Source organism: Streptomyces sp. PU-14G, from assembly GCF_041028275.1.
In the GTDB taxonomy this organism is placed as follows: domain Bacteria; phylum Actinomycetota; class Actinomycetes; order Streptomycetales; family Streptomycetaceae; genus Streptomyces.
Genome location: NZ_JASKYT010000229.1, coordinates 1 through 12134 on the forward strand (window position 1 = coordinate 1; position 12134 = coordinate 12134).

The following is a 12134-nucleotide window of genomic DNA, read 5'->3' on the forward strand; positions in this document are numbered from 1 at the left end:
GTTCCGGTTCGATGCTGATGCGGGGCAGGCGGCGGTCCAGCCAGCCGGGCAGCCACCAGTTGGCGCCGCCCAGCAGGTGCATCAGGGCGGGCACCAGCAGGGTGCGCAGGACGAAGGCGTCCAGGGCGACGGCGGCGGCGAGCGCGATGCCGAACATGGCGATCAGCCGGTCGCCGCTGAGGACGAAGGCGCCGAAGACGGCGATCATGATGACGGCCGCCGAGTTGATGACGCGGCCGGTCTCGGCCAGGCCCACCCGTACGGCGCGCCTGTTGTCACCTGTCAGCCGCCACTCCTCGTACATCCGGCTGACGAGGAAGACCTGGTAGTCCATGGAGAGCCCGAAGAGCACCGAGATCATGATGACGGGCAGGAAGGGTTCGACGGGTCCCGCGCTGCCCAGGCCGAGGAGTTCGCTGCCCCAGCCCCACTGGAAGACCGCGACGACGACGCCGAAGGCGGCGGCGACGGCCGCGATGTTCATGGCCGCGGCCTTGAGGGGGATGCCGATGCTGCGGAAGGCCAGCAGCAGCAGGAGGCAGCCGAGTGCGATGACGACGCCGCCGAAGAGGGGGAGCTTGCCGACGATGAGGTCGGCGAAGTCGTCGTAGCCGGCTGTCGGGCCGCCGACCAGGACACGCAGGCTCGATCCTTCCTCGGCCTGGGGCAGCACGTCGTCGCGGAGCCGGTCCACCAGGTCGGAGGTGGCCTTGGACTGGGGTGAGCTGTCGGGCACGAGCGTGATCACGCCGGTGTCGCCGCTGCCGCTGAAGTCGGGCCCGGCGACCTGGGCGACGCCGGGGGTGGCGCGGATGGCCTCGGGCAGGTGGTCGAAGGCGAGCTTGTCGCCGGCGCCGTCGACCTCGCCGACCAGCGTCAGGGGGCCGTTGCTGCCGGGCCCGAACCCTTCGGCGAGCAGGTCGTAGGCCTTGCGGGTGGTGCTGGTGGCGGGGTCGTTGCCCTGGTCGGAGGTGCCCAGGTGGAGGCTGAGGGTGGGCAGCGCGAGCACCGCCATCAGCACGGCGGCCAGCGCGCCCAGCAGTTTGGGCCGGCGTTCGACGAACGCGGACCAGCGCACCGCGAAGCCGGTGGGCGCCTCGGGGCGCGGCCCGTGTTCGGTCAGCCGTCGGCGTTCGCGGCGGCTGAGTGCCCGCATGCCGATCATGCCGAGGAGCGCGGGCAGCAGCGTCACGGAGGCGGCCACGCTGAGGACGACGGTGAGGCAGGCCGCGAGGGCCACTCCGGCCAGGAAGTCGAGCCGCAGGATGAACATGCCCAGCAGCGCGATGCACACCGTGGCACCGGCGAAGACGACTGCCCGTCCGGAGACCGTCACGGCGCGCTGTGCCGCCTCGTGCACGGGGAATCCGGCGCGCAGCCCTGAGCGGTGCCGGGTGACGATGAACAGCGCGTAGTCGATGCCGACGCCCAGGCCGATGAGCATGCCCAGCATGGGGGCGAAGTCGGCGACGGTCATGACCTGGCTGAGCAGCGCCGTGCCGGCCGCCGCGGTGCCGACGGCGACGACGGCGGTGATCAGCGGCAGCGCGGTGGCGGCGAGCGAGCCGAAGGCGAGGAAGAGGACGACGGCGGCAGCCGCGAGCCCCAGGGCCTCGGCCAACTGCGCCTTCGGCGCCTCGGTGAGCGCGATCCCCGGACCGCCCGCCTCGACCTGGAGGCCGTCCCCGGCCGCGTCGTGGGCGGTCTCGACGACGCGCCGGGCCTGCTGTTCGCCCAGTTCGCCGGCCTGTTCGCCGGCGGGCGCGTCGAGGGTGAGGGTGGCGTACGCGGTGCGGCCGTCCGCACTGATCCGGCTCTCGCCGCCGGGCTCGTAGGGCGACTGCACGGAGGCGACGCCGGGCAGGTCCGCGACGTCCCGCAGCATGTCGGACATCCGTTCCCGGACGGGGGCGGCGCGCACGGTGCCCTCGTCGGTGTGCCACACGAGGGTGTCGCCCTCGCCGCGCTGGTCGGGGAAGGCGCTCTCCAGTCGCTGTGCGGCCTGTGCCGACTCGGTTCCGGCCGCGCCGTAGTCGTCCGAGTAGGCGCTGCCGGTGAGCGCCGCCGCGCTCACCGCGCCGGCGAGCGCGGCGAGCCAGAGCAGCAGGACGGTCAGGCGGCGCCTCAGGCACCAGCGGGCAAGAGCGGTCACGGGCGTCGCCTGTCTCGGGTCTCGGCACGGGCGGGACGGCGCGGAGCAAGCGGAATACACCGCTCCGGAACCACCGCCTCAGCAGCCTGCCATCCCGAAAAGATCCTTTGAGACCTTTGTGGCGATACCCACAACCCGGCCGCACACGGGAACTTCTCGGCGCCGGACCCGGTTCCGGGCCCGGCACCGGGCGTGCGGTCCGCCCCTCGTCAGCCCGTCACCGACTCCTCACCGTTCTCGATATGCCCCATCAGCCGCCGCCCGAAGGAGTCGTCCTCGGCCACGCCGACCGTCAGGTCGTACCAGCCGTGCGCCGCGGCGGTGCGGTACCTGACCTCGTGGTGGCGCCCCGGCTTCACGCGAACGGTGCGGGGCGCCTCGTCGCTGTAGGCGAGCGGTTCCAGACGGAAGGTGAGGGTGCGCTCGCCGTCGTTGGCCAGGCGGAGCCGCAGCTCCCGCGCGCGGCCCTCGACTCGCGTGGTCACCCGGGCGCGCGCCGCGGCGCCGCGGGCACTGCCGGAGAACTCGCGCCGGAACCCGTTCGGCCCCGTGACGGTGAACCGGTAGGCGCCGTCCTTGACCGGCACCCGCTCCTCGCGCTCCCCCCGCACGTTCAGGTGCAGCGGCGCGGCGTACTCCTTCGCGTACGGGTAGAGGGCGAAGTGCGCGCTGGCCCGTCCCGCGTTGCGCAGGGTGAGCCGCACCCGGCCGGCTCCGGCGTCGTGGACCGCGTCGGCGTCCGGCTGGTACGGGAGGGGGCGCGCCCTGCGGTGTCCCGGCTCCTGCCGGGGCAGCCGCTGGTCGGCGGGCGGCTTCGGGCTCCAGCGGGCGGTGAAGGGCGGGATCGCGCCCGGCTCCTCGGCCGCGGGCTGCGCGCGCCGCACGGAGAAGTCGAACGCGCTGGTCAGATCGCCGGTGACGGCGCGCCGCCAGGCGGAGATGTTCGGTTCGCGTATACCGGTCCAGCGCTCCAGGAAGCGGATGATCGAGGTGTGGTCGAAGACCTGGGAGCAGACGTAGCCGCCCACGGTCCAGGGGGAGACGACCGTCATCGGCACGCGCATGCCCAGGCCTGTCGGGTTGCCCTGCCAGTGCTCGTCCTCGACGTCCCGTCCGGGCACGGGCGGTGGGACGTGGTCGAAGTAGCCGTCGTTCTCGTCGAACATCAGCAGCAGCACCGTGTGCTGCCACACCTTCGGGTTGCGGCCCAGCGCGTCCAGCACCTTGTAGACGAAGGTGGCGCTCTGGACCGGTGAGGAGCTGCCCGGATGCTCGGAGTCGGCGGCCGAGGGCACCAGGTAGCTGACCTCGGGCAGCCGTCCGGCGTCCACGTCGGCGGCGAACGCGTCGGCCGTCGTGCCGGGCTCACCGCGGACGAGGGCGCGGTCGAAGAGGCTGCGTTCGGCCTTGGTGAGCGTGGCGCGGCCCTCCTCCAGCCGGGCCAGCAGGTCCTCGCGCCCCGCCTCGTCGGCGTCGGCCAGCTTGCCGTAGAAGGCGGTCATGTTCTGTGCCCCCTCCACCGCGGCGAGGGCCTTGCGGCCGACGGCCTTGAAGGAGGCGTAGAACTCCAGGTTGTTGTCGGTGAAGTTGTCCCACTCCTGGTAGACCCGCCAGCTGCGTCCCGCCTTCTCCAGCCGCTCCGGATAGGTCGTCCAGGTGTAGCCGGGGTGGGTGTCTTCGTCGTAGGCGTCGTTGCCGACGGCTCTCTTCTCTGTGCCGGGTTCGAACCCCGTCCAGCCGCTGACCAGATGGTTGCGGTTGGGGCTCGTGGAAGAGTGGATGGAGGAGTGGTAGGCGTCGCAGACGGTGAAGGTCTCCGCCAGTTCGCACTGGAGGGGGATGTCGGCGCGGTCGTAGTGGGCCATGGTGCTGGCGGTCTTGGCGGTGACCCAGTTGTCCATCCAGCCGTCGTGCCAGGCCCTGGCTCCGCCCGCCCAGCCGTGGTCGAGGGCACCGATGTACTGGGCCTCCTGCTGCTGGGTCTCGGCGGCCTCGCGGACGGAGAAGGGCAGCACGGTACCGGCGCCGAGGGCGCCGGGCTGCTCGAACACGCTCTTTCCGCCGGGCAGCTGGACGGCGTTGCGGTCGCCGTAGCCGCGCACTCCGCGCAGGGTGCCGAAGTAGTGGTCGAACGAGCGGTTCTCCTGCATGAGGATCACCACGTGCCGGATGTCTTCGAGCCCCTTGCCGCCGTCGGCGCCCCCTCCGTGCCCGGCGTCGGCCGCGATGGCCTGCCGCAGCGACGGCGGCAGCAGCGAGCCGGTGGCCGAGAGCCCCACTGCCGCCGCCGTCATGCCCAGCGCCCTCCGGCGCGATATCCCGTCAGCCACCCCTGCCGCCTCTCCATCCAATGGTTCACATGTAGGCCATTGCCGAACGCGACTGGGACGCTAGCGGGCCAAGGTGACGCGCGAAAGGTCGCCGGATGGACATTTCCTTACCCGGCAAGCCCCGGCACCGTCAGCCGGCCGCGGGCACCAGCGGGAAGTGGCAGCTCACCAGATGGCCCTCCCCCGCCGGTGCGGTCGGCTCGGGCGGGGTGGTCGCGCACAGCTCGGTGGCCAGCGGGCAGCGGGTGCGGAAGCGGCACCCCGAGGGCGGGTCGGCAGCCGACGGGGTCTCACCCGCGAGCGGCCCCGCCCCCTCGGACGGTTCCGCTTCCGGTGCGCCGTCCACGACGGTGCCCTCGGCCGTCTCCAGCAGGCCCCGGGTGTACGGGTGCAGGGGCCGGGCGAACACCTCGGCGGCAGGCCCCGTCTCCACCAGCGCGCCCAGGTACATCACCCCGACCCGGTCGGCGAGGTAGCGGACCACGGCCAGGTCGTGGGAGATGAACAAGTAGCTCAGCCCCTTCTCCCTTTGCAGGTCCCGCATCAGGTTGAGGATCTGCGCCTGTACGGACACGTCGAGGGCGGAGACGGGCTCGTCGGCGACCACCAGCGAGGGGGACAGCGCCAGCGCCCTGGCCAGGCCGAGCCGCTGGCGCTGGCCGCCGCTGAACTCGTGCGGGTACCGGTGGACGGCGCCGCGCTCCAGCCCCACCTCGTCCAGCAGCTCGCGGACCCGCTCCTCCTGGGCCGCGCGGTCTCCCACGCCCTGGATGACCAGGGGCTCGCGCAGGATCGCGCCGACCCGCATCCGGGGGTCCATGGCGGCGTAGGAGTCCTGGAACATCAGCTGCACCCGCCGCCGGTGGGCTCGCAGGCCTGCGCGGTCCCAGGTCGCGAGGTCGCCGCCCTCGAACCGCACGGACCCGCCCGTCGGCTCCTCCATACCGACGGCCAACCGGCCCAGCGTGGACTTGCCGCAGCCGGACTCGCCCACGATGCCGAAGGTCTCGCCGCGCCGCACGGTCAGGGACACCCCGGCGACGGCGCTGACCCGGCGGCGGCTCCTGCGCCGGGTGAAGGGGCTGCTGTGCAGGGCGTATTCCTTGCGCACGCCGTCGAGGTCGAGCAGTACGTCCGCCTCCGCGCCCGGGGAGGCGGGAGCGTCCTTGGCGGGGCGCGCCTCGCCCGCCGGGGCCGCCCGCGCGGTGGGGCCGGCCGGGTGGAAGCAGGCGTAGGTGTGCAGTCCCTCGTCGTCGGCGGGCCGCGGCGCCGGCTCCTCGGTGCGGCAGGTGTCGGTGGCGTGCGCGCAGCGGGGGGCGAAGCGGCACCCGGCGGGCGGCCCGGTCAGCGACGGGGGCAGTCCCGGAATGGTGGCCAGCGGCCGTCCCGTGCCGGCGGCGCGCTCGGGGAGCGCGTCGAACAGCGCCTGGGTGTAGCGGTGCCGCGGCGAGGTGAACAGCTGCCCGACGGGGGCCTGCTCGGCGACCTTGCCCGCGTACATCACGGCCACCCGGTCCACCCGGCGGGCGATGACCCCCAGGTCGTGGCTGACCAGGATGAGGGCCATGCCCAGGCGTGTCCGCAGCTCGCCGATCAGCTCCAGGATCTGGTGCTGGGTGGTGACGTCCAGCGCGGTGGTCGGCTCGTCGGCGATCAGCAGCTTCGGCTCGCACACCAGCGCCATCGCGATGGCGACGCGCTGCCGCATGCCGCCGCTGAGCTGGTGCGGATAGTTCCTCATCCGCTCGCCCGGCTGCCCCAGGCCCACCAGGCGCAGCGTCTCGACCGCCCGCTCCCTGGCCTCGGCGCGGCTCACCTTGCGGTGCAGCAGCAGCGGTTCGGCGACCTGGGCGCCGATCGTCATGGTCGGGTTGAGGGAGCTGAGCGGGTCCTGGAAGACGACGCCGACGGCCTCGCCCCGTATCCCGCGCAGCACCTGGTCGGGCGCGGCGGCCAGGTCGGTGCCCTCCAGCAGGACCCGCCCGGAGGTGATGCGGGCACCGGGCGGCAGCAGCCCGAGGACGGAGAGCGCCGTCATGGTCTTGCCGCTGCCGGACTCGCCCACCAGGCCCAGCGCCTCCCCCGGCGCCAGTTGGAGGGAGACCCCGTCCAGGGCGTGCACGGTGCGCTCGGCCCCGGTGCGGTCGCGCCCGGCGATCGACAGGTGCAGGTCTTCGACGGACAGCAGGGGCTCGACGGACAGCGGGGACTGGCCGGACTGCGGTGGCTGGGCGGGCGGTACGGGCCCGGTCGGCTGCGTGGTCGGCATCATGACACCTCAGTTCTTCTGGAGCCGCACGTCGAAGGCGTCCCGCAGGCCGTCCCCGATGAAGTTGAAGGCGGCGACGACGAGCACGATCGCCAGCCCGGGCGGGAAGATCAGCCACCAGTAACCGACCTGCGTGTAGGTGATGCCGGAGCTGAGCATGGAGCCCCAGTCGGCGGCGGGCGGCGGGATGGACAGGCCCAGGAACGACAGGTAGGCGACGTAGAGGATGGCGTCGGCGATCTGGAAGGTGGCGTTGACGATCATCGTGCCGACGGCGTTGGGCACGATGTGCCGGAAGACCGCACGCCCTCCCCCGCCGCCCATCAGCCGCATGGCGTGCACGTAGTCGCGGCTGCGCAGGGCCAGTGCCTCGCCGCGGATGAGCCGCGCGGGCGAGAGCCAGGCGACGGAGGCGATGACGAGGATGAGCACCGGCTTGCTCGGGGTGACCATGGCCGCGACGACGACCAGCAGGAACAGCGCCGGGATGGCGAGCGCCGCATCCGTGATCCGCATCAGCACCGCGTCGACCCAGCCGCCGAAGTAGCCGGCGACCGCGCCGTAGACGGTGCCGAAGAGGGTGGCCAGCAGCCCGGCGGCCAACCCCACCTCCAGCGAGGTCTGGCCGCCGTGCATCAGCCGGCCCAGCATGTCGTAGCCCAGGTCGGTGGTGCCCAGCAGATGGCCCGCTTCACCGGGCGCGAGGCTGGCCTGGTCGAGGTCGGTGTGCACCTGGTCGGTGGGGTGGACCAGCGGCCCGAGGAAGCAGAAGGCGAGCAGCGCAGCCAGCAGGCCCGCGCCGAGCAGCGCGAGCCGGTTGCGGGCGAAGACGGCGAGGGTGCGGCGGGCCAGGCCGGGGGTGGCGTCCATGCCGCCGTCGCCCGGTTGTCCTGCGGCCGGTTGCGGTGTGGTCGGTGCGGCGGCTTCTGCGGTCACGAGACGCTCCGGATGCGGGGGTCGAGGACGGCGTAGGCGATGTCGGTCAGCAGCGAGCCGAGCACGGTGGCGACGCCGACGACGAGGGTGACGCCGAGCAGGACGGGGAAGTCGTTGGACTGCGCGGCGTTCCAGAACAGCAGCCCCATGCCGGGGTAGTTGAACATGGACTCGACGACGAGGGTGCCGCTGAAGAGGGTGGGCAGGTAGAGCCCGAGGAGGCCGGCGAGGGGGATCAGCGCGTTGCGCAGCACGTGCCTGGCCATCACCCGCATCTGCGACTGGCCCTTGGAGCGGGCGGTGCGCACGTAGTCCTCGCCGAGGTTGTCGAGGACGGCGGAACGCATGTAGCGGCTGAACATGGCGATGATGCCCAGCGCCATGGTGACCACCGGCAGCACCAGCCCGGCGGGCTCGGCGAGGATGCCGCCCACCGACTCGGCCTGCGGCGCCTCCGCGGGAAACAGCGGCCACTGCTGGGCGAAACCGAGGATGAGGACGAGGCCGAGGAAGAAGACCGGGGTGGCGTACGCGACGAACGCGGCGCCGGTGAGCAGGTAGTCGGAGGCCCGGCCGCGCCGTACCGCCTGGAGGATGCCGAGGGGGACGGCCAGCAGCGCGGCGAGCGCGACGGACAGCCCGGTCAGCAGCAGCGTCTTGGGCAGCCGCTCGGTCAACAGGGTGAAGACGGGCTGGTTGAGCTTGTACGACTCCCCCAGATCGCCGGTGACCAGCCGCTTGAGGTACATGCCGTACTGGACCGGCAGGGAACGGTCGTAGCCCTGGAGGTGGTTGAAGTGCGCGATCGCCTCCGGGGTGGCCTTCGGGCCGAGGATGGCGCGCGCGGGCCCGCCGGGCAGCTGGTGCAGCAGGACGAAGACGATGAGGGAGACGAGGAAGAGGACGACGAGGGCCTGGCCCGTGCGCTTGAGCAGGAAGCGGATCACCGGCCGGCCTCCTTGCCGCCGTGCGCCGGCTTACCGCCCCGCGCCGACTTCTTCACGAAGTACCAGTCCTGCGGGGCCAGCGTCAGTGAGGGGTTCTGGTCGATGCCGCGCAGGTCGCTGCGGATGACCGAGACCTGGTACGCCGGGTTGGGCGTCCACAGCACGGGCGCCTCGCGGGCCAGGTGGCGGGCGTAGTCGCGCATGGCGGAGGGGTCGTCGGAGTACTCGGTGCGCTTGATGAGCTCGTCGGTCTCCGGATCTGACCAGTTGCCCATGTTGGAGGGGGCGCCGGTGGCGAAGAGCTGTTCGCCGCTCGGTTCCGCGGGGAAGATCCAGCTCCCCTGGGTGCCGAAGAAGCCCAGCTGCCACTGGGAGCAGACCGGCTCCTTCGGCTTGCAGGGCACGGTGGTGCCCAGCACCGTGTTCAGCGGCTGCTCCCGGATGTCGAGCCGGACGCCCGCGCGGGAGAAGGACGACTTGATCGCCTGCATGGTGTTGGAGGTCTCCGTCGATCCTGACTGGGAGAGGAGTTCGAGGGCCAGTTCCTGGCCCTTGCCGATGCCCTTGCCGCAGTGCCCCTCGCCCTCCCCCGGAGCGGCGCAGCGCAGCGTGTCGTCCTCGTCCTCCCCGCGCTTCCAGCCGTGCGCGGCGAGCAGCGAGCGGGCCTTCTCGGGGTCGTACGGCAGCGCGTTCTCCTCCATCAGGGCCGAGGGCACCGGGCCGAGCGTGGGTTCGGCGCTGCCGTGCCAGACGTGCTTCGAGATCGCCTTCTGGTCGATCAGTGACTGCAGGGCCCGGCGCAGGTAGCGCTGGCGCATCAGCGGCCCCGTCCTGGGGTGGTTGAGGTTGGGGACGAGGTAGGTGATGCCCCAGCTCTCCCACGGGTCGATGCGGTAGCCGGTCTTCTTGAAGTGCGCGGACTGCGCCGTGACGGAGGGCGGGATGTAGCCGTAGTCCAGGCCGCCGGCGCGCAGCACGTTGAACTCGCTGCTCGCGGTGGTGAACGGTTTGAGGACCACCCGGTCCAGGTGCGGCTTGTCCGGGCCGCCGTAGCGCTTGTTGGGGACGAGGGAGACGTGTCCTGAGGCGGTCCACTTCTCGATCCGCCACGGCCCCATCGTGGTCTTCCACAGCGGGTCGCTGTCGAACTTCGAGAGCTGCTTGGCGTGCGTCAGCAGCCGCTTGAAGACTTTCTTCGGGTCTTCGCCCTTCGCGCTCCAGGCGTGCCGGGGCAGCGGCTTGAAGTAGTCCAGTTGGTCGGCGGTGAACCAGTCGGGGTTGTACGAGCGCTTCAGCCGCAGCCGGAAGGTGTGGTCGTCCAGCACCTGGAACGTCTCGACGTTGTCGGGCAGCAGGCCGGGCGAGTAGCCGCCCCAGTCGTCCTTGTTGGCGCGGATCAGCTCGAACCAGAAGCGCACGTCGTCGGCGGTCACCGGCTCCCCGTCGCTCCACCGGTAGCGCTTCTTGAGGGTGACGGTGACGGTCTTGTTGCCGTCGCTGAAGCGGGGCTTGTGCGCGACGTTGCGCGGGCTGTCCATCGTCAGCTTGCCGCTCTTGTCCGGCTCGGCCGTGTACAGCGGCGGGTAGAGCAGGTGCTGGATGGCGCTGTTGTAGGTGGCCAGGTAGCCGGGGGCGCCGATCGGGAAGATCCAGTTGGGGGTGGCCGCCGGCGGCAGCGCCATGACGGCCGTGCCGCCCTCGACGGGGGTGCCCTGGCCTGGGCGGACATCGGTGACCGCCTCCACCTTCGGCCCGCAGCCCGCGAGCAGCGCGGTGGCGACGAGCAGGGTGACCGAGGCGAGCAGCCGGCCGTGGCGGCGGTGTATTCGCGTCCTGGCACGTGTTCGAGTCCTGGACTGGCGCATGCTGCCTCCGGTGTAACGGCCAAAGATAGCGAGCAAAGTACGGAGGCTCCCGAAAAAAGGTCAAGACCTGTTGGCCGATTCTGTGGAAATCGTGTCTACTGACGGGAGTTGGAACAGCCACTTCCTTCGGCGACCGAACCAAGCTCCGTGCACGACCGACCAGGACAGGTGTCTATGCCCTCCGCACCGCAGCAGCCGAGCGCCCCGGCCGCACCGGCGGGGCTGCCCGGCACGGCGGCCCGCGTTCTCGACTTGGTGGCGAGCGGCGTCGTCTCCTCACGCGCCGACCTCGTCCGCGAACTGGGCCTGGCGGCCTCCACCGTCTCCGCGCGGGTGCAGGAACTGGTCGACCTGGGGCTGCTGACGGAGGTCGGCGAGGGCACCTCGCGCGGCGGCCGGCGCCCCAGGCTGCTGCGGATACCCGACGACGGTGCCGTCGCGCTCGCCGCCGACCTGGGCAGCCACCACGTGCGGCTCGGCGCCGTCGGGCTGACCGGCAGCGCCGTCGATGTCGAGGAGCACGCGCTCGACCTGGCCGCGGGCCCCGCGGCGACACTCGGGGTGCTCGTCGAGCGGCTGCGTGCGCTCGCCGAACGGCAGCGCGCCGCGGGCCGCACCGTCCGCGGTCTCGGCATCGGCTTTCCCGGCCCCGTCGACACGGCGGCCGGCCGCGTGGTGGCCCCCTCCCGGATGCCCGGATGGCACCTGTTCGACCTGCGCGACCGGCTCACGGAAGCACTCGGCCTGCCGGTCCTCGTCGACAACGACGCCAACGTCATGGCGCTGGGCGAACACCGCACCGTCCTGCCACACCTGCGCCACCTGGTGCTGGTCAAGGCGGGACGCGGCATCGGCTCAGGCGTCATCAGCCACGGCACGCTCTACCGGGGCGCGGGCGGCGCGGCCGGCGACATCAGCCATGTCCGCGTCGAGGCGGCGGCCGAACGCCCCTGCTCCTGCGGCAACATCGGCTGCCTGGAGACGGTCGCCAGCGGCGCGGCCCTGGTCGCCGCACTGCGTGAGCGCGGGCTGCGGGTGGACGGCGCCGCCGACGTGCTGCGTCTGGTGCGGGACGGCGAGCCGCAGGCCACCACCCTGGTCCGGCAGGCGGGGCGGCACATCGGCACGGTGCTCTCCGTCGTCGTCAACTTCTTCAACCCGCAGGCCGTCGTCCTCGGCGGCGCGCTGGCCGAGGCCGAGCCGCTGGTCGCAGCCGTCCGCGGCATGCTCTACGAACGCTGCCTGCCGATGACCACCAGCGACCTGGTGATCACCGCCTCGGCCACGGGCCCCGACGCCGGGCTGCTCGGCGCGGGCCACGCCGCGCTCCGCGAGTTGGCGCACGAGGCCCCGGCGGAACCGGGCCGTGCCTCCGGGGCCCCGGCGGCGGAACCGGGCCGGGCGCCCGGGGCCCCGGCGGCGGAACCGGGCCGAGCGCCCGGGGCCCCGGCGGCGGAACCGGGCCGAGCGCCCGCGGCCCCGGTGGCGGAACCGGGCTGACGTCCGCGACGCGTGCGCCCCGGACCCGCCCCCGCTCCCGCACCCGCACCCCTTCGACGAGTTGCTTCCGCTCCCTTCGTCGAATTGCTCCCGCGTCCGACTCCCCTCACCCCCGCAGCGTCCGCAGGAAGGAAC

General features: G+C 72.6%; 7 protein-coding genes. 1 reads left to right on the plus strand and 6 read right to left on the minus strand.

All coding sequences use genetic code 11. The features are described 5' to 3' along the window. From AB8Z75_RS23460 to AB8Z75_RS23485, 6 genes are all read right to left on the minus strand, one after another. Positions 1-2152: MMPL family transporter (locus AB8Z75_RS23460; RefSeq protein ID WP_369205113.1), on the minus strand; the 2152-nt coding region annotated here is incomplete at its 3' end. A gap of 209 nt (positions 2153-2361) precedes the next feature. After that, positions 2362-4482 (minus strand): phosphocholine-specific phospholipase C, encoded by a 2121-nt coding sequence (locus AB8Z75_RS23465; protein ID WP_369205115.1) that lies wholly within the window; start codon positions 4480-4482, stop codon positions 2362-2364. Between the two features lie 130 nt (positions 4483-4612). Then, a complete protein-coding gene (locus AB8Z75_RS23470) occupies positions 4613-6751 on the minus strand; it encodes a dipeptide ABC transporter ATP-binding protein (protein WP_369205117.1) in 2139 nt (712 codons plus the stop codon). A 9-nt stretch (positions 6752-6760) separates the two neighbouring features. Then, positions 6761-7621 (minus strand): ABC transporter permease, encoded by an 861-nt coding sequence (locus tag AB8Z75_RS23475; RefSeq protein ID WP_369205124.1) that lies wholly within the window; start codon positions 7619-7621, stop codon positions 6761-6763. 62 nt (positions 7622-7683) lie between these two features. Continuing rightward, positions 7684-8634, minus strand: coding sequence for an ABC transporter permease (locus tag AB8Z75_RS23480; protein ID WP_369205119.1), 951 nt, complete (start codon positions 8632-8634; stop codon positions 7684-7686). After that, positions 8631-10499, minus strand: coding sequence for a peptide ABC transporter substrate-binding protein (locus tag AB8Z75_RS23485; RefSeq protein ID WP_369205120.1), 1869 nt, complete (start codon positions 10497-10499; stop codon positions 8631-8633). The genes AB8Z75_RS23480 and AB8Z75_RS23485 overlap by 4 nt, the downstream gene beginning before the upstream one ends. Before the next feature lie 174 nt (positions 10500-10673). On the opposite strand from AB8Z75_RS23485, the gene AB8Z75_RS23490 reads away from it, so the two are divergent. After that, a complete protein-coding gene (locus AB8Z75_RS23490; protein WP_369205122.1) occupies positions 10674-11999 on the plus strand; it encodes an ROK family protein in 1326 nt (441 codons plus the stop codon). The last annotated feature ends 135 nt before the right edge of the window (positions 12000-12134 follow it).